This window comes from Rhodococcus qingshengii JCM 15477, from assembly GCF_023221595.1.
Taxonomy (GTDB): Bacteria; Actinomycetota; Actinomycetes; order Mycobacteriales; family Mycobacteriaceae; genus Rhodococcus_F; species Rhodococcus_F qingshengii.
The window spans coordinates 185,975-206,483 of the sequence record NZ_CP096568.1; the positions used below are offsets into that span (position 1 = coordinate 185,975).

Annotated in this window: 18 protein-coding genes; 7 read left to right on the plus strand and 11 right to left on the minus strand. The window is 62.9% G+C overall.

What is annotated here, in order from left to right; translation table 11 throughout:
• Positions 1-349: 349 nt before the first annotated feature.
• The 3 genes from M0639_RS34480 to M0639_RS34490 all read right to left on the minus strand — a co-directional run bounded on the left by M0639_RS34480 (position 350) and on the right by M0639_RS34490 (position 5,555).
• Entirely contained in the window at positions 350-2,197 is a 1,848-nt protein-coding gene (locus M0639_RS34480) for a cutinase family protein (protein WP_197486222.1), read from the minus strand.
• 263 nt (positions 2,198-2,460) lie between these two features.
• Complete coding sequence (locus M0639_RS34485; RefSeq protein ID WP_064075565.1) at positions 2,461-3,141, minus strand: response regulator transcription factor; 681 nt, start codon at positions 3,139-3,141, stop codon at positions 2,461-2,463.
• Between the two features lie 47 nt (positions 3,142-3,188).
• Positions 3,189-5,555 (minus strand): sensor histidine kinase, encoded by a 2,367-nt coding sequence (locus M0639_RS34490; protein ID WP_156525107.1) that lies wholly within the window; start codon positions 5,553-5,555, stop codon positions 3,189-3,191.
• A gap of 607 nt (positions 5,556-6,162) precedes the next feature.
• Between M0639_RS34490 and M0639_RS34495 the strand changes: the two genes are divergently transcribed.
• Positions 6,163-6,534, plus strand: a complete 372-nt coding sequence (locus M0639_RS34495) for a hypothetical protein (RefSeq protein WP_064075562.1) — start codon at positions 6,163-6,165, stop codon at positions 6,532-6,534.
• A gap of 101 nt (positions 6,535-6,635) precedes the next feature.
• Here M0639_RS34495 and M0639_RS34500 read toward each other — a convergent pair whose 3' ends face one another.
• Together M0639_RS34500 and M0639_RS34505 are read right to left on the minus strand one after the other, a co-directional pair.
• On the minus strand, positions 6,636-6,914 hold the full coding sequence (locus M0639_RS34500; RefSeq protein ID WP_064075563.1) for a hypothetical protein: 279 nt from the start codon (positions 6,912-6,914) through the stop codon (positions 6,636-6,638).
• Positions 6,911-7,516 carry a helix-turn-helix domain-containing protein gene (locus M0639_RS34505; protein ID WP_064075564.1) on the minus strand — a complete coding sequence of 202 codons (606 nt, stop codon included), beginning with the start codon at positions 7,514-7,516 and terminating at the stop codon, positions 6,911-6,913. The genes M0639_RS34500 and M0639_RS34505 overlap by 4 nt, the downstream gene beginning before the upstream one ends.
• A 286-nt stretch (positions 7,517-7,802) precedes the next feature.
• On the opposite strand from M0639_RS34505, the gene M0639_RS34510 reads away from it, so the two are divergent.
• Positions 7,803-8,801 (plus strand): recombinase family protein, encoded by a 999-nt coding sequence (locus M0639_RS34510; RefSeq protein ID WP_064074902.1) that lies wholly within the window; start codon positions 7,803-7,805, stop codon positions 8,799-8,801.
• Positions 8,802-8,830: 29 nt separating this feature from the next.
• On the opposite strand, the gene M0639_RS34515 is transcribed toward M0639_RS34510, so the two are convergent.
• From M0639_RS34515 to M0639_RS34530, 4 genes are read right to left on the minus strand one after another with little or no spacing between them, the layout of a single operon-like run.
• Positions 8,831-9,391: a DUF6262 family protein gene (locus tag M0639_RS34515; protein ID WP_064074903.1), complete on the minus strand. Its 561-nt coding sequence runs from the start codon at positions 9,389-9,391 to the stop codon at positions 8,831-8,833.
• Positions 9,384-11,834: a tyrosine-type recombinase/integrase gene (locus M0639_RS34520; RefSeq protein WP_248671228.1), complete on the minus strand. Its 2,451-nt coding sequence runs from the start codon at positions 11,832-11,834 to the stop codon at positions 9,384-9,386. The genes M0639_RS34515 and M0639_RS34520 overlap by 8 nt, the downstream gene beginning before the upstream one ends.
• A 5-nt stretch (positions 11,835-11,839) precedes the next feature.
• The gene (locus M0639_RS34525; RefSeq protein WP_082893248.1) at positions 11,840-12,982 is read right to left on the minus strand and encodes a tyrosine-type recombinase/integrase; all 1,143 of its coding nucleotides are present in this window, start codon (positions 12,980-12,982) and stop codon (positions 11,840-11,842) included.
• A 53-nt stretch (positions 12,983-13,035) separates the two neighbouring features.
• Complete coding sequence (locus M0639_RS34530; RefSeq protein WP_231915124.1) at positions 13,036-13,479, minus strand: recombinase family protein; 444 nt, start codon at positions 13,477-13,479, stop codon at positions 13,036-13,038.
• 79 nt (positions 13,480-13,558) lie between these two features.
• Here M0639_RS34530 and M0639_RS34535 point away from each other — a divergent pair, with 79 nt between their 5' ends.
• The 4 genes from M0639_RS34535 (at position 13,559) to M0639_RS34550 (ending at position 17,174) form a co-directional block, all read left to right on the plus strand.
• Positions 13,559-14,389 carry a sensor domain-containing protein gene (locus tag M0639_RS34535; RefSeq protein ID WP_156525043.1) on the plus strand — a complete coding sequence of 277 codons (831 nt, stop codon included), beginning with the start codon at positions 13,559-13,561 and terminating at the stop codon, positions 14,387-14,389.
• Positions 14,390-14,530: 141 nt separating this feature from the next.
• Positions 14,531-15,490: a hypothetical protein gene (locus M0639_RS34540; RefSeq protein WP_064074577.1), complete on the plus strand. Its 960-nt coding sequence runs from the start codon at positions 14,531-14,533 to the stop codon at positions 15,488-15,490.
• A 397-nt stretch (positions 15,491-15,887) separates the two neighbouring features.
• On the plus strand, positions 15,888-16,526 hold the full coding sequence (locus M0639_RS34545; RefSeq protein WP_064074576.1) for a hypothetical protein: 639 nt from the start codon (positions 15,888-15,890) through the stop codon (positions 16,524-16,526).
• A 426-nt stretch (positions 16,527-16,952) separates the two neighbouring features.
• The gene (locus tag M0639_RS34550; protein WP_064074575.1) at positions 16,953-17,174 is read left to right on the plus strand and encodes a hypothetical protein; all 222 of its coding nucleotides are present in this window, start codon (positions 16,953-16,955) and stop codon (positions 17,172-17,174) included.
• Positions 17,175-18,679: 1,505 nt separating this feature from the next.
• On the opposite strand, the gene M0639_RS34555 is transcribed toward M0639_RS34550, so the two are convergent.
• The gene (locus M0639_RS34555) at positions 18,680-18,928 is read right to left on the minus strand and encodes a hypothetical protein (protein WP_064074573.1); all 249 of its coding nucleotides are present in this window, start codon (positions 18,926-18,928) and stop codon (positions 18,680-18,682) included.
• Positions 18,929-19,160: 232 nt separating this feature from the next.
• The gene (locus tag M0639_RS34560; RefSeq protein WP_064074572.1) at positions 19,161-19,490 is read right to left on the minus strand and encodes an ATP-binding protein; all 330 of its coding nucleotides are present in this window, start codon (positions 19,488-19,490) and stop codon (positions 19,161-19,163) included.
• A gap of 349 nt (positions 19,491-19,839) precedes the next feature.
• On the opposite strand from M0639_RS34560, the gene M0639_RS34565 reads away from it, so the two are divergent.
• Entirely contained in the window at positions 19,840-20,280 is a 441-nt protein-coding gene (locus M0639_RS34565) for a hypothetical protein (RefSeq protein WP_064074571.1), read from the plus strand.
• The last annotated feature ends 229 nt before the right edge of the window (positions 20,281-20,509 follow it).

Sequence of the window (20,509 nt, forward strand, 5' to 3'; positions counted from 1 at the left end):
CAGCGGGCAGGTCTCACGACCGCCCCTGGGCAGTTCCTACTGTCCCTTGACACCAGTTACGAGGGGCATTTTTTGGGTACGGATTATCACCGCACAAGGATTCGGGTGTTTGCCATGCCGCAATGAAGTGTCTGGATGTAACCACCAGCGTCAACCGTGCGACCGCCCTCGACAACTCAATCTCTTCGACGAAGTAGAAACGGCGCTCGGCTGGGATAAACCAGCCGAGCGCCTGCACGATCCACCTCGGTCGGAAAATTTGAAACCACCCGTGTTGCAATCTCCCGTCAGAACCTCGTCTGCGGGAATTGCTAGTCCGAGGATGAACGCCATTCGTGTGTTTCAGATGTCAACTCCCGAACAAGATGGCCGCGCTTCCGCTTCCGGACCCGAGGCCATCCTCAAACCCATCCTCCGGACCAAATGAAAACACAGGAGTCGACATCGAGGACGAGTCGACCACTGTGACTGGTACCGATACAGAACGCCCACCTGGTTGTTGGACGATCAGGTGATGATCGCCTAAGTCAGCATCATCCGGAACACGTACCAGCGCTGTCGCATTTCCGTTCTCATCGGTCGTGAAATCGCCAACCACCTGAGGTGTCGAGGCGAAGAGCGCCAAGCTGGGCTGATTTGCGATCCAGCCTCCCACTGAGAACAAAATCTCCTGCCCTCGTTGCAGCAGCGTCGGAGTGCGCTCGACTGAGGGGAGGGCGTAACCAAGATCCCGCATTACGCGGAAGGCGCCGCACTGGTAGAGCACCACATTCTTTTCCCCGTTGACCGGGCAGGTGATCTTCGTATCTGGGGAGCCGTACGATCCGTGGATTCCTTTCCCGAACACGACATCCACGGGAGGATTGCAAATGATGTCTCCACTCAGACAGAACGAACTGACCACGTTCGGGTGAGACGAGAGATAATCGCTGATGTCGGCGTCACCGTTGGTAACACCCGCCGCGACGACCCCGAGAGCCTTGTACGACGTTCCCTCGTGCCGCTCACCGGCGCGGCCTGGGCGGAGGTTGGGATCACCGAAGTACACGACAGATTTGACGAGTGCGAGTTCCGGTGCCGTAACAGCCTGCTTCTGCGCTAGGTATCGATTGACGACATTTGCTCCCTGTGAGTACCCGGCGAGGACGATGCGTGCACTGTCGCTGCATTTCGTATGCAGTGCTGAGATGATTCGTCCCAAATTCGATGCACCGATGTCGACGGACTCCCGGTAGTCGTTCGTGTAGTAGCCGATGTTGGCCGTTTCCACATTGATGGCGGGGTACGACACCGACATGATGTTGAAGTCGTAGTCGACGGACTGTTGACGTTGCAGGAAGCCGAACATCGGCGCGAGGCGCTCACCCATACCGAGGTTGACTGCCCCCTCTTCCGTGTACGGCTTGTTCGTGCGCGCGTGCGTCCGGAAGTAGGAAAGATCAGGGCTTTGTGGTGATTCGCCAGAGCCTCGAACTCCGATGAAAGTAGGTGAATCGCAATCGATGTCGCTGCGTATCTCTCCTGATCCGGTGGCGACGGCAGCTGATATAGCGTCGCTGAGTTCCGTGGTGTTCGTCGCTGTGAAGTATCGCCCTCCAGTAACATTTGCGATGCAGCTGAGCTCACTTTCCGCTACATCCGGAGCGTTGAAACCGACTGCGTGGACGCGGAAGTCGATGCCGAGCTGATTTTTGAGTTCAGTTGCGACCACGCAGGGATCTCCACAGGTGCTCTGGCCGTCGCTGATCAGGATGATGGTGCGATCGCCTGTGGACGGGAGATCCCCGGCCGCTGCGCGCAGAGCATCTGGCGTGGGGGTGGTGCCTCCTGCTGTGAGTTGATTAGTGGCGTTGTTGAGTTGGTCGCGATTGTCGGTTGCCACTGGAACCAGCAACTGTCCACCGTTACCGCAGTCGCCCGCAAAGGAACGCAGACCGGCAGCTTGTCCCGAGGAGAGTGCTCCAATCCCGGCACGGAGTGCATCCTTCGCTTGCGCCAACGGTGATCCCGCCATCGACCCCGACGTGTCGACGACGAACAGCACGCTCGACGTGGTCTCGTCTGCCTGGGCAGTCGGTGTCGAAATCAAGCCGAATGTCAGAGCGACCGCCGCGAGCGCGGCCAACGCCGCATGGCCGACAGTTCTCGGCGCGAGCGGTCTTGCACGCGAAACCGTCTGACCTCGTGTATATGACATTCTGTTCCTCTCGACAGCTTGATTTCGATCGCCGACATGCTGCGCATTGCGCAGCATGTCGGTTTTATCAATCACGACACAGAGCTGTCTGTCAGTCGATCGAAGTACATGCCTGCAAGCAAATGAAGAAACAGTCGGCATCGCAGAGTTTCCTCGTGCGCAACTCACAACAACTCTCGCTTGGTGAGTCGCCCAGACTCGACGCTTCTTCTCCCACCGTCACACACGAGCGTGCCGGACAACCCCCGCCGAGATTGTTCGGGCTAGAGGTCGTCGATGCTGATGATTCCGTCCTGCAAAGCGCGGGCGACGAGTGCTGCTTTCGTCGACGCCGGCCGGCCGGCCGCGGCGTATTTGGTGCGTACGCGCCCCAAATGTGTGTTGACGGTGGATGCGGTGATGTACAGGGCTTTGGCGGCGAAGGTTTTCGATTCGGTCCGAAACCACTGGATCAGCACTTCCCTCTCCCTCTCCGACAACGACGGACGAGACGCCCGAGTATCGGCGGACATCGCTCCGGCCATACTCGGCGACACATACGGATGATCGGTCACCGCAGCCTCGATCGCAGGAACGAGATGTTGGCGGCCTTCCGATTTCGTCAGGTACGTCACCGCACCGTTGTCGATGCAGTCCAAGATCGTCGCCGCGTCACTGCGCATCGAATAGATGATGACCCGGTATCCGGCGTCGGTGAGAGTGCTCACCATGTCCAAGGCAGGTAGCGGCGATCCGTCCCCGAACTGCAGATCGAGCACCACCGCATCGATCGGCGCGCCCTGCCCGTCTGCTCGATCACGCAGAAACTCTGTCGGCCGTAGGTATCGTCCGGCGACCTCGATCGGTGGGGTCGCGCCGGCGCACCAGGAGGCGAGGCCTTCGTGCACCACGTCGTGGTCGTCGATCAACGCGACGGTGATCTCGGTCAGGTGAGGTGCAGTCATCGAATCGGCCCTTTCGTTGCGGGCATCTCGCCCTGGATTGGTGGTGTTCACCGCGCAGCGTCAGACAGTGACGGCGCGTGCCCTGATGCGGTCGGTTGCTTTGATTCGGGCGGGTACGCTGAGGTAGGTGCGGCGGTGGCCTGCACCCAGATCAGGCCCTCGTCGTATTCGACCCGTACCTGAATCCCCGTCGTCTCGACCGCTTCCAGATCGTCGACGCGGGTGGGGTCGCAGTCGGCGACGACACTGACCTGAAGCTCCGGGGTCTCGGTGACCACGATCCGGGCATGCTCCCGGGCAGCAGCGACCGCCAGTGCCGGGACCGCGAGAAGACTGCTTCGAACCTGCCCGTCGACCGAGGACAGATCTGGTGGTATCTCCACCACCACCGATACCCCGTTCCTCTCCCCCAGCGCGGTCAGATCCTGAATCTCGCGTGCCAGCGGGTGAAGCTGCAGTTGCCCGTCCGCGTGCAGGAACAATCGGCGCATCCGAGCGGACTCGACCGCTGCCCGCGCGCGCACTCCGTCGGAATCGGCGGTGATCGATCCCTCGGCGAGGGCCCGCAGCAGCGGCACCGTGGTTTCTTCGAGCGCGGTATAACGGCTCCGATAATCGGCCTGCACGCGGTCCGCGATCTCCTGGCCGGCGATCAGCGAGGACTGTGCCTCGGATTCCTCCGCTGCTAACCGTGCGGTGCGGCGCAGGTCAGTGGCGAAGAACCCGGCGATCATCTGTACTGCCAATTCACTGGCCAGGCTGTACCCGAACAGCTCGAACGTTCCCGCGTTCATCTCGCCGCCGATCACCGCCGCCGCGGCGGTGACCACTCGTAAGAACACCAACGCCGCCATGATCATTCGCACCGGCGATGTGAGCAGGAGCGGCAGCAACACCCATCCGGTCATCCCGAACGCCCAATGCTCCCCCGTGCCGAACGCATCGTCGGTGGTGAACGGCTGAACGAACGTCACCACCGACACCGCGGCGAATCCCGCGGCCTTCACCCACCGCGGCACCGCCATCCCCGTGACCGTGCACGCCCCCAACACGATGACCACGAACAGAACACCGATCAACACCATTTGTGTGGGCTCGGTGACGAGCTCGGGTCCGTACAAGCGCACCGGGATCAACGTCGTCAATATGACAGCTACCCCGACCAGACCCAGCCCGTACCCGCGGCTGAGCCGAAACGCGCGGCGGGCAGGATCGGAGAGCTCCCACACCCGCGCGGCATCACCTGCGACGCTTTCCGTTGCAGCCGTGGCGCTCTCGGTGTCCCAGTCCAGGACAATTCTCGTCCCAGCTCCCGGAGCGGATTCGACTCGCGCTGAGCCGCCGACCCGCGTCATCCGCCCGGTGATGGATTCGGCGATCCCGCGGCCGTGACCCATTGTCGACGCTGAACCCTCGGTATCGGCGGCATCTGCTGCGCTGAATCCGGTGCCGGCATCGACGATGTCGACCCCGGACTCGCGCAACACCAGCGATGCTGCCCGGGTGCCGGAATGCCGCTCGACGTTCGTCAATGCCTCCCTGACCGCACCCGCTACCGCATGAGCAAGAGTCCCAGACACCCGCACCAGCTCGGCCCCGGTCACGGAGACTGAGAGTCCTAACTCCACGGCGATGTCGTCGAGAATCCGGCGAAGATCTATCTGCTCGCCAGACTCCAGTGCCGGCGCCGACCGAAGTGCCTGCAGATCCCGAGCAGCTTGACGACGCACCCGCTCCTGCGTCAACGGCACACCGTGCCCGATCATCAACATCGTCGCCGCGGCCGTATCGTGCACCGTCGCCCAATGTTCACGCTGATACTCGCGCCGCGCCTGCGCGACCGCGACATCTCGTTCGGTCTCCGCGAGCTGCATACCCGCCGCATCCGCTGCTCGTGCGCCACGTTCGACCAACTGCCGCAGGAAAATCCCGATCCCACACTGAACGAGGAAGAAGTACGGCCAGAACACCGTCCACGGCGACTCCACACCCACCACGCCCGACAACCCAACCGCGAACGCCAGCGCGATACCGACCGCAGCCAACACCGCCTGCCAATGCCGCTGCGAGAACGCGAAACTCAACACCGCACTCCCGGACACCGCCAACGGCAACGAGTTCGACGACACTACGTCGATACCTTCGGTCGTCGATGGAATCGTCACCGCCACCACCACAATCAGCACGTAATCCGCCCATACCGCGGTCGATGACGTCATCGACCGTGTCAGCAGACGAAAGGAACCCCACCCGATCAACACCACGGCGACCGCCACACCCACCGTCGTGCGCGGCGGAAAGCTCAGGTACACCACCCCACAGAGCACATTGACACTGTGCCGAAGAAGGACACCGAACCACGCCGCCTGAAAACGTGAACGCGCCGCAGACGACTCCCAACTACCGCTTCCCACACTGCCTCCGGGATACCTCGTACCAGCATTGGAAGAGTGCTGACATTTCCTCAAAAGTCCATTCACCGACGCTGCGAAACAGTTCAGCCCTCGCATTTCCCCAAAAATGCGCGGTAATGACGCCAGTACACCCGGTCGAAACCGATGACAGAATCTGAGATCTCCGACAAAGGCGATACCGGCTACAGAAACCTTAGCAACCGCTATCACCCGCACACCCGTTTCGCGGCGCGAATGCGATCACCGGAATAGCACCGCCCGGTGCGCAGGCTCCCCTATCGCAATGGTGGGCACGAACGTCGACATCGTCGGCCCTTCATGCGGGGTGAAACGCAGGTGCGGCGCGGACCCGGGCACGCCACCAGTCGCGCTGATCAGCCGAAATATGTGCACTAGGAGGACAACTCGATCTGCGTAGACACGTTTCACTGTCAGTCGTTCAGAGGATGGACAGAAAGTTTTCGATCGAACTAGAGTTTCCAGGACCTCATCGAATTTCACCCTCCCACACCCCCGAACAGGACTTTGCTGTTGAAGCAATTTTTACGATGTGCTCTTCACAGACAAATACCGCGGGCGGGATATAAGTACGTTACAAGGAGTGTAGATGAGTAACGACATAGCTGGAATCCTGTTCGCCGCGGCAGTGATCTGGCTGGTATTCGGAGTAATCGCGGGAGCAATCGCAGCGAAGAAGAACCGCAGCCAACTCGGATTCTTCTTCGCAGGATTCTTCTTCGGGCCGATAGGAATACTCGCAGCAATCCTGGTCAACCCCGGCCACCCCCCTGCACCGCCGGGAACCCACACCGCACTATGTCCGCGGTGCAATGCACAACAGAACGTACCTGCTACCCAGCTGACGTATGAATGCTGGCAATGTGCGCTGGTCAACCCACTCGGCGGTCGTTCAGGTCGAAACACCACCGAAAAACAGAGTTGGAAAGATTGGCTGAAGGAAGGCCGAGTCGAGTATTGACCCGCGATGCCTCTGCGCCTGCCGTCTGGCCGCGACTCCCCGGTCTCTCGGTCGTTCCGCTCTCTCGTGTCATACGCTCGCACTCGATCTGTGGGGCTCGATCAGAGTCCGTCTCGTAACTGATCGCGTATCAGCGACAATGCGGTGCGCAGATCCGCCGCAGCATGTGCCAGATACAAATCGAGGGCGATCTCGCCGCCATTCCCCTGGCCCGACTCGAAGTCACCCCCGGCCTGTGTGGCGAGCAGGACGTCGCGTGCGCCACTGACCCCTGCGAGGGCACCGTCAAGGACGGTCCGCATGGCCGCGAGTGCGTGGGCGAGAGCGTCGCCGTCGAGTGTTTCCCGTTGTTCAGGAAGTTGTGGTGCCGATTCGATCATCGGGCGACCTCGCGTGCATGGTCCGGGCACAGAAGAGACGGCTCCACGGTCCAACCGCTCTCGAGGAGCCAGTGTGCAACGGGGGCGGGAAGATCGCCACCGCATTGGGCGGCCTGCGCGAAATCGCCGGCGAGGATCGGCCCGTCCCCACACACCTGGCACGCGACGTCGAAAGCCGGCGACTCCGGTTCGCAATGGTGACAGTGCGATCGGATGACAACCGATCCCGGATCGTCGGCATTCGGATGGAGCCAGGCAACTGCCAGGTCGCCGCGTTGATGAGCAGCTTCCGCTCGCGTACTCGGCTCATAGCCGCACGTCGGGCACGTCCGCGGCACTCGCACTGAGGCAAAAGCAGTCGCTGGTGTTTCGGCGGCGGGACGAGCTAGCTGGGACGGGGCCGAGGTGTTCTTCTTACTGAGGTGACCGTAGATCGTCGTCCTGGGCACGTTCAACATCGCGGCGATCTGCGCGACTGTGTTCTCTCCGGCGTCGTACAGCCGCTGGGCGAGTGCGATTTGATCGTCGGTGAGCTTCGGCGGACGCCCGCCCTTTCGGCCGCGTGCCCGCGCAGCGGCCAAGCCGTCCCGAGTGTTCGCCATTATCTATACGACGGCAGGAAGGATTCTCCTCTTCAGCTGGGGAATCAGGATATTCGGCGACATCGCTCTGGTGAGTTACATGGGTGACGAGCGGTGGATGCCAGCATGAGGCGATCGGCGGTGTCGCCGATCATGGGCGAGGTTTCGAAAAATGAGGGCCGAGCCCGACACCCTGACATGAATGAAATCCGAGTCGGCGGGTGTCCCTCCGATGCGAGCGAAAGAGGTGTCGAAAACACCGTCGAAAATCAATGTCGACTAACCACCGTCGGGGTATTGTCGACGGATGCTGCTCGGATATGCCCGGGTCTCGACCGCAGATCAGAACCCTGCCCACCAGATCGACGCGCTGCGCCGGGCGGGGGTTACCACTGAAAACATTCACGTCGATCACGTCAGCGGCGCGAAGGCCTCCCGCCCTCAGTTGGATGTGGTGCTCGCCCTGTTGGACGACGGCGACATCCTGGTCATCACGCACCTGGATCGGCTCAGTCGTTCGGTGCTGCACCTGATCACGCTCGGCGCCGACCTGCGCAAGCGCGGGGTAGGTTTGAAGGTTCTCGAGCAGGGCATCGACACCGCCACCGCCGAGGGCCGGGCGATGTTCGAAATGCTGTCGGTTTTGGCCGAACTCCAGCGTGAGCTCGCCGTGAACAATGTCCGGGAAGGTGTGGCGGCGGCCAGGACTCGCGGCCGCAAGGGCGGACGCCCACCGAAACTCACCGACGATCAGGTCCAGCTCGCGCAGCAACTCTACGACGGCGGTGAACACACCGTTGTCCAGATCGCCGACATGTTGGGCGTGCCTCGCACTACCGTCTACGGGCATCTGAACAAAGCCGCAGCAGCAAAAACTACTGGAACAGTCTCTCTCGCAACAACTCCCGAGCCCGCGGCTCCGGAGTCCGGTTCGGTATCCGGCACTGTCCCCCGGCCGAGCCGGACACGCAGGACAACCCGCGCCTGCCCCACTTGCAGGCACGAACCGGCCACCCGAGCCGAGGCGGCGCATCAGCGCGACGATCTCGCGGTGAGCTGGCTTCGTCCCGACAAAGACCGGCGTGGCGAGCTGGTAGCCCAACATCATTGTCGCCAGTGCGAACCCGACCTGCCGGTCTTCGACGTTGCCTGCGCCCTGTGCGGAGATGGCCCCATCCTCACCGGAGAGCTCGCCACCGCGGCAAGAACAGTGTTACCCGTACCGGTGCAACGGTGGCTCGCCGACGCCGGCTGGTGCACCTCGCCAACACTTCTGTGCCCCGACCATTCTCTCCAAAGCCGATAGCCACGCGGCCGGTGTAGGTGTTTCGCCGATCATGGGTGCGAGCGGCTGGCTTCTTTCATGTACCGGCGGAGCAGGATGTTCGCGGTCTCGAGGTCGTCGCGTTGCTGGTCGGTCAGCTCGACCAACCGAGTATTGGTTTCGCGTAGCTGCGCGTTGTCGACACGCAGGTTGGCGACGAGGGCCTCGAGGTCGGCGATGCGAGCGGCCAGCTGGGAGTGGTCGATCTGTTCGATTTCGTTGCCGAGGGTGCGTTGCAGCCGCTCACGGAGCTTGCGTTCGGAGGTGCGGAGCGCGGCGATCTCGTGCCGGGCGAGTTCGAGGTCGGTGCGCAGGCTGTCCCCGGACGTGAGGGGGCCTGGCGGGTGTCGGGGTGGGCTCTGTTGGGCCATCGCGTCCCGGATTGCGGTCGTCAGCTCCGGCTGGTTGTAGAGCAGCCACGTCGACACGCCGGCCTCGCGGGCGACCCGCGCGTAGGTGATCCGGGTACCGGATCGCACCAGCTGGTCGAGTGCGCGGAGGGCGTGGGCGTGTTTGTCGCGGCTGGCTTGTCGGCGGGCCGTGAGGAGCCTGTCGGTGCGGGTGTCAGTCATCGACAGCGCCTCTGCGGTGGGCGACGCTCAGCGGCAGAAAGTGCCGTTGGTGTTCGCGGGCTTGGCGGATGGTGCCGATTGCGGCATCGAGGGCGGCGCGTTCGTCGGGGTCGAGTCGGTGCAGGTGGGTGGTCATTTTGGTCAGGATGCCCTCGAACATGGCGAGGTTGTAGCGCAGGTTGTCCACCACTTGCGGTGCGGCGCACAATTCGGCCTCTTTCACGTCGGCCTTGATCTTGCGGATTTCCTGCTCGATTTCGGGGATGTAGGAGGGGTCGGGCCGGTAGTGGTCGCAGCCACCGCATTGAAACCTGATCGGGCAGGATTTGCCGCCGGAGTTGACGTTCGACGGTTCGACGCATCCGCCGAGAAGCGTGGAGACGGTTCGCCGTTCATATTCGATGAGCTCGGGTGTGGGACGCAGCGCACCTCGCCGGTCCATCACCATGTTGCCGACGCGTTCGATCGCCTCGCGCTTGCGGTGGTGTCCGATGCGGTAGTAGCCCTGGGTGACGGCGAGGTCGCGGTGGTCCATCAAAGCGGCGAGCACATCGACGGGAGTGCCCGCGTCGGCATGATTTTGTGCGTAGGTGTGGCGCAGCGAGTAGGCGACCAGATCCCGCCGATCGATGAGGCCACCGGGGTGGGGAACCGTCCGGATCAAGGGCGCCAGTTCGTCGATCGAGTCCACCCACTGGCGGAAGATGACGCCGAACGCGGACGCCTTGAAGTGCTTGTCCGAGCACGGGTCCGACAGATCCAGTTGCGGAAACAGGTGGGCGGTGCGGCGATCGGGCCGCAGGGTCGTCACCCGCGCCAACCAGGCGCTGACCGCCGCCGCGGCAGCGGTGGTGATGTGCAGTCGGCGCCCGAGTCGGTTGGCCTTGGCGTTGGTGTAGATCAGCACCGGGCCGCCACCGGGATCGGTGTCGAGACAGTCACGGCGCAGGGCGGTGATTTCTCCCGGTCGCCGGCCGGTGTCGCGCAGCAGCTGATAGATCGTCTGCCGCATCACTGCGTAGTCGTCGTTCGACCATCCCTCGACGCGGTGTCCGGCAGTGAACGTGGGCCGCAACAACGTCATGTTCCGGTCGAGGACCTCGACGATCTCGGTGGGCAGGGCCCGCCCCGGTTCGTCGTCGTCGCGGTGAGGAGGGACCGGTCGTTGTTTCAGGTGCGCGGCGGTGAGCGCGAATGCCCCGGGAATCTCGTCCATGTGTCCGGCGGACCGGCAATACCCGAGGACAGCCTTGATGTTCCCCAGTCTGTCGTCGGCGTAGCTGCCCGCGAAAGGCGCACCGGTGGCGGCGGTCTTGCGGCGGCAATGGTCGATGATGGCGGCGATGTCGCCGCGCCCCGCAGCACGACGATCGGTGAAGGCGGGGCCGAACTCGAGGGCCTCGGACGCCCACGTCAGTGCCCGCAGCGACGGCCTCAGGTGCTCGTATCGGGGCAGGGTTTCCTTGGCCCATGTCTTGCCGAGCATGCGTAGCCAGCCGCAGCCGACGGCGGACCAGTCGATGACGAGGTTGCGGCTGCGGGTGCCCGCGGCGCTGGGGAACCGGTCGAGGACCTCGGGGCCCCACCGGTCCGGCTCGGTGAGATCGATTCCCTCGAATGCGCCCCGCTGCTGCCGCAGCAGCGGCAACGTCATCCGCAGGAAGCTCACGACGTGCGCGTCCGAGGCGGTGGCCTCGAACAGGGTGCGCGCGCCGTGGGCGGCTTTGACGAGATTACGCATCCGCAAGAGGGAGATTCCGAATCCCCGGCGGTCGCGTTCTTGCAGGATCCACAGCAGCTCCGCTCGCACCAGATCCGTGCACCCGGCCAGGGTGAATTCGTGCGAGCGGATCAGCGGCAGCGCCTGGGCCGCGAACTCGTGCGCGTCGATCGGCGGCTCGCCGCGGTCCTGACGGCCCCGATACTGGCTGCGGTGGGATTGGCATAGTGGTGTCGAGGGGTGGAAAACCTGGTGACTGCAGCCCCCGACCGCGCAGGTTGCCAGCGCACCGAGTGGTTGCGCGTCGGCCATGAACTCGGTGATGCCGATGCCGCGGGTCTTCGCCGCGTGCGCGAACCGGCTCTGGTGTGTGAAACACAAACCGGCGGTGGAGTATCGGGGACGTGCGCAACGGACGTCGGCGGCGGCGACCGTACAAGGTTCGACGATGGTGTCGTGAAAGCGGCGCGTGAGGGTTTTGCTGTGCGGCTTGGCTTCGGTGAGGCAGAACGAGCATATGGTGTTGCGAACCCCGGTCGGGTGCACACAATTCGGATGGGCGCACAAATACACAAAGGTTTTCTGATTGTGTGGATCGCCGGTGAAGATCAGCGTCTGCGGGTCCCATTCGTTCGGGCGCCACCGCTCATCGAGCCGTTCCGTCAGAAACGTGTGCCACCGGTCGCCGTCGCCCGGCGTGATCGCATGGCCGGCGGCGGCCACCGCGCTCATCGGATGGTCTTCGCGTGCGCGTTCCGCCGGTGTGCGACGGCGTCCACGGCGGCCCGCATCTGCTCGTCGGACGGGTGCAGGTATTTCGCCGTCGACACCGGACTCTGATGTCCCATCAACTTTTGCACCACGTCGATCGGGGTGCCCGCGCGGGCCCATGACGTACCCGCCGTGTGCCGCAACATGTGCAGCCGCGCCTCCACCCCCGCACGGCGAGCCACTCGGGTCAGGCAGTTTCGGGTGTTCTGATATCTCATGGCGGTATCGGGCGCCGACGTCGAGTACAGGTTGATGAACACGAAATCGCATCCACTGTCGGGTACAAGCCGATCACGTTCGTACTGGTAGTCGCGGTAGGCCGTGGTCGTCTGCGGGCCGACCGGGACACTGCGCGGGTAGTGACTCTTCGCGAGCGCGTGGTTCTCGTTGGCCCGGCGTCGCACATGCAGATGGGCGCCGGGCAGGGCGCAGCCCAAGGCCTTCGAGTCCGGAAGGAAATGCAGGTCTTCCCGGCGTAACCCCAGGGTCTCGCCGACACGCAATCCGGTCTCGACCATCAACTGGATCAGTAGGAAGTCCCTGACGTTCGCCGTCGCTACGAGGAGCGCGGTCACCTCGTCGTCGCTGAGGGATTCCGGTGGCCGCGTCACTTCCTTGGCCTTGATGACCTTCGCGGTGATGTATCGATGCGCGCCGTTTTCGCGCTGCGGCATCGTCTCCGGAGCAAAGCGCAGATGTTTGGCCTCGACGAACTTGTCGACGACCGCGTCGTCGATCACGCCCATCCGGGCGCAGTACCTGAGAAACTCGACGATCGCCGTGATGTGTGCGTTCACCGTCTTGCCGGCACGCACCCGACCGGAGGGTCCCGGTTCCGCTTCCAGTGACCGCTTGTACAAAATCAGTTGCGGCAGAGATATTTTGGTCCACTCCACTACCTGGAAATGGCACCAATTCAGGAACCGGGCAAGCCGGGGAATGTAGGCCCGCAACGTGTTGACGCTCGCGCCGCCGCCGTCGAGATACAACGCGAACTGGGTGACCTCATCGACCGGATCGAGCCGATCATCGAGCACCAGCCACGTCACCTTGCCGGCGACAGGCCCGATCGCCTTCTCGGCAACAAACGGACCATTCACACTTCGAAGCTAATCCCCGTCACTCACTGGGTGTGGGATATCCGCGAGGGACGTCAGCAGGCGTGTCGTAACCCCATGTCCCTCACAGGAAACCGACGCGTATAGATAATCGCCACAATCAGCTCACGCTGGAATTCCGCGAGTACCGACAGCATCCCGAACATCGCCCGACCTTCCGCCGTCGATGTGTCGATTCCCTGGTCGAGGACCTTCAATTCGATCCCGCGCTCGCGCAGCTGCGCCCCGAGGGTGATCAGATGCAGTACCGAGCGCCCCAATCTGTCGAGGCGGGTCATCACCAACGTGTCCCCACCCCGCAACCGCGCCAGAACCCCGTCGAGCTGCGGGCGTGAGGCTTTCGCACCGCCGGCATGATCGAGATGAATGTTCTCGGCCTCGACGCCCGCCCGCGCCAGCGCATCGACCTGGTGAGCCGGATTCTGATCTGCACTGGAGACTCGCGCATAACCGAACAACATCTGTCGAAAATATCTCACTCAACCGTTTTTCGACCGACTTTCCCTCATGGTGATTGAGCACAATCGGTCAGCTGGACCGCTCGTCTACACTCCGTCTGTGCTCAGACGCCTCGCATGGCCAACGCGTTCCGCCTTCCGTGATCGCAGCGGACGCTCCATCGGTGCCGCTGTGACTGCGCTCGTGGTGATGTCGCTGCTCGCGGCCTGCTCCTCGGAGAGCAGCACTGCCGAGAGCCCTACAGTGGAACCCTCGCCCACGACGGTCTCGTCGACGATTCCCGCGCCAACGACAACCTCTGCGTCGGCCTCGCCAACGACCTCGTTGTCCGTCGCCGTCGCGATGCCACCCGCTGCGCAGAAGCTGCTCCTTTCCGCAGCGCAATTACCTGGTGCGGGCTGGACACCACAATCGGACACCGACCCGGAAGCCGCCGAGCTCCAGGAAACGACGCAGCCAGAGTGCAGTAATCAATCGTGGATCCTGCGCGGTGCGGACATGACCGACATGGCCGGCGCGTCATGGACGTTCGATGCTGCCGCCGAAGTGGAGACGATCAGCAGTCAAGCCGTCGTCTACCCCGATGCGGCGGCAGCGACCGCAGCACTGGCGTCGTATCGCGATCTCGTGGGCCGCTGCACGAGTTGGCAGAGCGTCCTCACCTCAAAGGGTTACACCTACGCCGAAACACAGGAGATGTTCAACGCGCCGGTCGGCGAGGAATCGGTTGCCCGGCAGACCGGCACCTCGCACGTGCGCTTGACCGATCTCCCCACCTTCCGGATGTATTGGGTGACATCGCGGGTGGGGCAGACGATCGTGCAGGTCACCTATCGGCCAGGTTCTCTGCTCGGCACCGATCAGGGAAGAAACCAAGCCCTCGAACTCGCGTCGAGCGCAGGGTCCACTGCCGAAAACCGTTCGAAATAGAACCAGGCCGATAGTCGGTCACCTCGGTGGAGGCTGGCGAAGAAAGATCAGCGCGGTAACCAATCTGCCACTAAGGCCGATCCACAGTTCGGCGGGACATCGGCCATACAAGCAAGCGCCTCCCGCACTCCGTTTCGGGCGATGAAGGGCACAGTGGTGAAGAAACTGGACTACGACCTGGTCGGTGAACAACTGTTCTCGAACCCCAAGGTCAGAGCACGTATCGAACGGCACTACCGCCTCCCCACCGATGCAGCTACCTCCTCGCAGTTCCTCGACTACGCGGTACGCCACCTCGATCAGGAAGCGATGGACAACCCCCTCACTCAGACCTACAGCAACCAACAGGTCTTCAAAGCTGCAGTCAACGCCCTCGGCAGCAACTCCCGGAACTGGGCGAGTTTCGTCAAGGTCCGTGACCAGCACCTCGAAGGACTTCTCTACGGCTTCGACCCCGAAAAGACGCACACCGCCGTCCTCGACGGGACGTTGACGCTCGCTGACCTCCGTGAGCATTTGAGCGGGCAGAGCGGAACCGGCGATGCGAAAGCAATCATCCGCTGGGCGAAGCTGCTGACCGATCAGCCGAACTACTACGGCCAGATCCTCGCCATCGCCCGCGCCGTCGTCGACCTCGCAGCCGATGCCGACCACCCGCTCGACAACGAGCATCTGATGATGTGCCTCGCCGGCTACCTGATCGCGCCCCCACGCCGCTGGCCAGGCGATAAACACATCGACACCGACATCCTGTTAATGACGCCCCGCGATCGAGACCTTCCCGGGATGGGCTACCCCCTCGCCAGTGAATTCCTCCGCAACCTGCATTGGAACGGGTTCAAACCCGACCGCCACATCACCAGGCTCCTGCGTCTCTGGGTTCCCGAATTCCGGGACACCGTAGAACCCAACGTCGATCGTCTCTGCACATTGATCGGAAGCCGGAACCAGTCCCTGCGCTACTTCCTCAAATATTCACTGATCGGTGTTGCCATCACCCCGGACGGCAACTACTCGCGCGCCGACAACCTCATCTGGATGCTCGGCGCGTACCTGGAAAAGAAGACCAAGGAATCGAACGTGCAATACATCCACGACTGAAAGTACGTCGTGGAGGACCCGAGTCTGGACATCGCTTGCTTACTCGGCCTGTTGCCACTTGACCTAAGCGTTAAGAGCAGAACACACCTCACACCCAAGGGGTGACCCACCCGGCTGGTCGTCAGTACCAGCCAGGTGGGTCGAATGCGCCCAACCCTGGAGGGGACGGGCGCACGATTGCGGGGTGGCTCACCGGGAGGTGTGTGACGATATCTCGGCGAACCCCGTGCATGCATCGCCGCCTCAACAGAGAGGGCTGCGGAAAGAAAATGTAGCGCACACGGTTCCCGTGATCTGCCACCGCCCGGCGACTTTCGGCGGCCACTTCATTCCCATGGTTCGCGGCCGATCTAAGCTCACCTCGACAACTACGGCCTCACTTTTCTCAGGAGCAGCGATGAGTCCACGAACGACCTGGCTCGCCGCACGATCCACCGAATTCCGGGCCGCACTCCTCGATCTCGGGCTCACGATCACCGACACCGAAGCCCGCAAAATCCTCGACGACAAACTCACCGAATACGCGACCCTGATGAGAGTCAGTCGCCAGACCGCGCAGAACGACTTCACCGACGAACGCCTGATCGCATTCGCGCAATCGCTGGCACTGTCTCTCTCCGACGAGGCCCCCGGCGCCGACCTGATCGAATTCGAACGCACGATCGCCATGCCCGTTGCCGCCGTCGGACTGACCACCGCGGCACTGGCCGAAGCCTTGAAAGTCGCGCACATCAACCTCGACGACAAAGAAGCTGTCGCCGGCCTGTCCCTACTGTCGACTCTCGGCATGATCACCGCCGACGCGAACGACTCCGTCGTCCCGACCCCACGTCCGCTGCTCTTGCGGATCGCTCGTTACCTCGACGGCGCCGCGGCATCCATCACCGAAGGTGCGAATCTTCCCGACGGACTCGACGACACCCACAGACGGCAATTCGCGGACATCCTTGCCCAGGACGCCGACGGAATCCGGGCCCTCGCCAACACCAACGACGGCGACACCCCGACACTGTGGCGCACCCCCAACCCACGCTGACCACCGGGCAGCGAATCGCAGTCCACACGCCGAAAACCCGCCGGACGGCTCGCCCGCCGATAGACCAGGGATGGCTACCGGCGGAGCGTTCGCCATACCCGTTGGGGACCGGGTGATGCCGCCCCCGAAAATTTACGTGTCACCCACCCCGGTTACCAGCCTTCGCACAGTTACAGCTACTTGAGAATTGAACTACCGAGGAGTACCTCACCGCCTACAGGTGAATCGGTACCGAGTTAGTTCTCGCACCATGGGCGCGCCGTCAGTTACCTCCCGCGTACCAACCGCCCAGCAATGACGCAGTAACATCACACACTGTGGTGCGCTGCTTTCCGCCTCGGTTCCAGCGCACCACCCGTTACCGCCGCGCAGGCAGTCGCCCCTTTCGTTCGGCCTGCATGATCCACACACGTGCAGGAGCTACCCATGACCTCCCCCAAGGGGCGTCTGACCGCCAAACTCGAGCAACTCCCCATCAGCGACGACGCCCCCATGTGTTCACTCCTGCGCACAACGCTGCTCAAACACGCGCAACAGGGCAGCGACATCACCGAACCAACCCTGCTCGGACTGCTCGCTATCACCGGTGTCCTCGAAGAACGACTCACCCGACTCGAAGCAACACTCCAACCCGAAACCACCCCATGACGCCACCCGCACCACGCACTCACCAACAAAACGCAGACACGGATTGCTCGGCGTGACCGCGGAAGCCGCCATCGCCATCCTCTGGTAGGCAGCCTGAACTACTCCACGCCTGTCGAAAAGATGAAGACGACAGGTTAATCGACATAGATTTTCGACACGAATTATCGACACCGCGACCTGGGCACGAACTGGGGATACGCACACTTCACAGAAGCGTCGAATTCCGATGCACTCGACACCCGGGCATAACCGAACAACATCTGTCGAAAATATCCCACTTCGTCGATTTCGGTCAGACTCCACCACCCGAAACCGATGAGGTAATGCAGCAGTACGATGTTCGGTGTGCTCGTCCTCACCAGGTCCGGGCCCACGGCCCGCCGGATCGGACACCTAACCCTGATGCGGCGGGCCACCTCGAAATCCGCCGGAGCTGCACGCGCAGTTCCCATCCCAGTCTTCGGCGAGCAAGCCGGCGACGGTTCGTCAGATTCGGCTACGGGGGGACACTGGCCGGGAACCTGGCACCCACCGGATCGAGCACCGATACCAGGGTGAGGGTGATGCCCGATCCGAATCAAGCAAGGCATCCGTCACGTGCACGACATCGCTCATCTCACGGGGGGGCTTTCATCCCTTGCAGATCTCCCTCCCTCGAATTGTTCACACAGCGGCCAGGACCGGGCACCTACTGTTCGACTGATCTCCGGTAGCCTCGGCCGCTGAGAGCGGATTTCTCACTCGCTGGCGCTGTTACCTGTATCCATCCGGTGCACTGCAGGGTGTGGTTGTGTCGGTGCACGCGCCTACAGTCAGCTCGGGTCGTCCATCATCCAACCTGAAATCCTCAGGGAATTCCAGCGACCGCAGTTCCGAGCTGACGGAAAAATGAGCGGACGCGAGATCGCTGTCACCTCGATTCTCGCAAGTCCGGTGCCCGAAACCAGCTGCACTGTTCTCGGAGCTGACATTCTTTGTCTTGGCCCTTCGGCGACGCCCCTATTCGATACTCACCCGGTTGCAGCACGAGGCAACGGTTGCGGCGCCCGCACGATCGTCAGCACGACGGCAGACTGTTCGCCCCTGCGGCTCGCATCCTCACCGGCATCGGGCAGCCGCGCCGAGCACAGCTCTCGGTGATGTTGTTGCACCTCGTGACGCTCCCGGGGCGTGATCCAGTCTCCTTCGTAGACGAGATCTCCGCAGTGTCGACACCGCGTGGAAAAATATCCTGTGGCCGGATTAGACGCGTTGACCTTCGACATCCTGCACTCCTCTCGTGCAAAAGGAACTGCCCCCGCAGGGGAATCGGAGCGACGTCGCCGCCGTTCCGCCGGACTTCCCCGCAGCCGCCGCACGCTTCTGGTGGCTGCAGCGGCCCCATGTCGCGCCGTGGGGCTGCTCAACCGGAGCGTATCGAACGTAATGCGGATCATCAGAAAGGGACGGCGCCATTTTTTTCGGATACGCCCCGGGTGATCAGCCGGGCTCGGCGAGGTCGAACCCTACGACGAGTGAAAGGTGTAACGGCGGCTCATGTCGTCGAGAGCGCGGTCGTCGTCGTCGTCGGAGAAGGCAGCCGCCTGCGCCCAGATCAACGCTTGCAGGTAGTCCTGATGGCGCTGGAGAAGCTCGTTCTGGGAAAGCCCTGCATACAAGGAATCCTTCGGTCTCCCTTTGGCGTCGCCGACACTGGCGAATTGCGCCAGGTACGCCGCGAGAGCAGCAGCACGGCGACGACGATTTGCAGGCATGAGTTTTCACCTCGGCTTCGGAGCGGACACGACTACGAAGACCGCGGCGACCCCACACACATGGACTCGTGCAACTCGTCGTCTCCACTACCCTCACAGCAATACTAGAGCTATCGACACGACATCGATCATCGTTACAGTGAAGGGAAGAACGTAATGGATGGACCGCATGCCGATACGGTCCAGGACCGCCTCAGGTTCGGTGCGTAGCAATTGCGGTGATCGGCGGGGCTTATGCGCCTGTTCGGAGGGCTTTTTCCACACTGATGGTGACAGACAGATCGCCGAACGCGGGTCCTGCTGGTGTGCGGTCGAGTGTGGCGTTGTCGACGAGTGCCCCGAGCACGAACCATCCGAACGAAGAAGTAAAGACCTCGACCGGAGCGTGGGTGGCGGCGGTCAGGTGCACCCGCAGTGAGCCGGGACCGGTGGCGCTGTCGAAGACGCACACCACAGCGCTCGTGCTGCGGGCGTGAATGGCAGCGGCTTCGTCGACGGCCAGGACGAGATCATCGAGTGCATCCCGCGAAAGAAGATGACGAGAAACGACGGTGCGCACCATTCGACCGGAGGACCCACATGTGTTCGGGAGAGGCCGGAACGGACAGCGACAGCGGTGAGGCAGTCGGTGAGATGGCCGCCTGCTCGAAGGACATGGGGGAGGTACTCCTGTTGCATGAGAAAGGGTGCAATCCTGAACCGGAGCGATGTCCGCGATCGCACCGCCGAACGAATTGATCCTCCGTCCAAGTTAACCGGAATGTCCAGGCCCCAAACATAGGCACAGCGCATCACCGGAACGGACGGCCCGGGGATCGGTCATTTCTGCGGAGAACCCGTGTCCCGTCGAACTCCTCGATTCCACGAGCAGAAGGGAGCCCGGGTTTCGGTGAGCGCGTTTCTCTGATGAGATGACGGGCATGAAAAAGATGCTGGTCGTTGCCGTGATGGCCGTGGGGATCACTGCGTGCGCGAACGAGGACGAGACTCAACCGGCGTCGCAGGACTTTACTGCGCCTGTGGCCGGCGCATCTTCTTCCGCCCCTGCCGCCAGGGACGAATTCGGGGAGATGATGAACGAAGGCGCGCAAGCGCAAATCCAGCAACGCCCCGACGAAGCTGCCCAACTCGCTGCCGACTTCGCCGCCATCACCGGGGAGCAGGTCACGGTCGTGGCGGCGCAGCAGATGTCGAACATCGTGTGCCTGGACATGGAGAACGCCCACGGCCCGGGAGCACTGGGGACGGTCTCCGCCGCGATGGCGACCGAGACCGGGGTCAGCGTGGACCTGATGACTCGTGTCGCCGAAAGAGCGGTGGCATACCGGTGCCCGGAGCTGGCGACCAAGTAGAGCCCACCCTGCGTGTCGCCCGGAAGGCTCCTTTAACCAACCGGAATCCGTCCGCCTCGGCCACCCGACGAAGCTGATCCGGTGGGCCGAGGGCGGCGGCCCTGCCGCGCGAAACCGAACTGTCTAGTGACGTGATCCTGCGCTGTTTGAGAGCGGCACCGATCCGGAGCCAGTTCCCCTGGTCGCAGGGCGGTCGACCGGACGGTCGCCTCGGCTGGCTTCGGGCGTG

Coding starts and splice junctions, on each gene's coding strand:
- M0639_RS34480 (WP_197486222.1), bottom strand. CDS start 2,197: ATGTCATATACACGAGGTCAGACGGTTTCGCGTGCAAGACCGCTCGCG.
- M0639_RS34485 (WP_064075565.1), bottom strand. CDS start 3,141: ATGACTGCACCTCACCTGACCGAGATCACCGTCGCGTTGATCGACGAC.
- M0639_RS34495 (WP_064075562.1), top strand. CDS start 6,163: ATGAGTAACGACATAGCTGGAATCCTGTTCGCCGCGGCAGTGATCTGG.
- M0639_RS34500 (WP_064075563.1), bottom strand. CDS start 6,914: ATGATCGAATCGGCACCACAACTTCCTGAACAACGGGAAACACTCGAC.
- M0639_RS34505 (WP_064075564.1), bottom strand. CDS start 7,516: ATGGCGAACACTCGGGACGGCTTGGCCGCTGCGCGGGCACGCGGCCGA.
- M0639_RS34510 (WP_064074902.1), top strand. CDS start 7,803: ATGCTGCTCGGATATGCCCGGGTCTCGACCGCAGATCAGAACCCTGCC.
- M0639_RS34515 (WP_064074903.1), bottom strand. CDS start 9,391: ATGACTGACACCCGCACCGACAGGCTCCTCACGGCCCGCCGACAAGCC.
- M0639_RS34540 (WP_064074577.1), top strand. CDS start 14,531: ATGAAGGGCACAGTGGTGAAGAAACTGGACTACGACCTGGTCGGTGAA.
- M0639_RS34545 (WP_064074576.1), top strand. CDS start 15,888: ATGAGTCCACGAACGACCTGGCTCGCCGCACGATCCACCGAATTCCGG.
- M0639_RS34550 (WP_064074575.1), top strand. CDS start 16,953: ATGACCTCCCCCAAGGGGCGTCTGACCGCCAAACTCGAGCAACTCCCC.
- M0639_RS34555 (WP_064074573.1), bottom strand. CDS start 18,928: ATGCCTGCAAATCGTCGTCGCCGTGCTGCTGCTCTCGCGGCGTACCTG.
- M0639_RS34560 (WP_064074572.1), bottom strand. CDS start 19,490: ATGGTGCGCACCGTCGTTTCTCGTCATCTTCTTTCGCGGGATGCACTC.
- M0639_RS34565 (WP_064074571.1), top strand. CDS start 19,840: ATGACGGGCATGAAAAAGATGCTGGTCGTTGCCGTGATGGCCGTGGGG.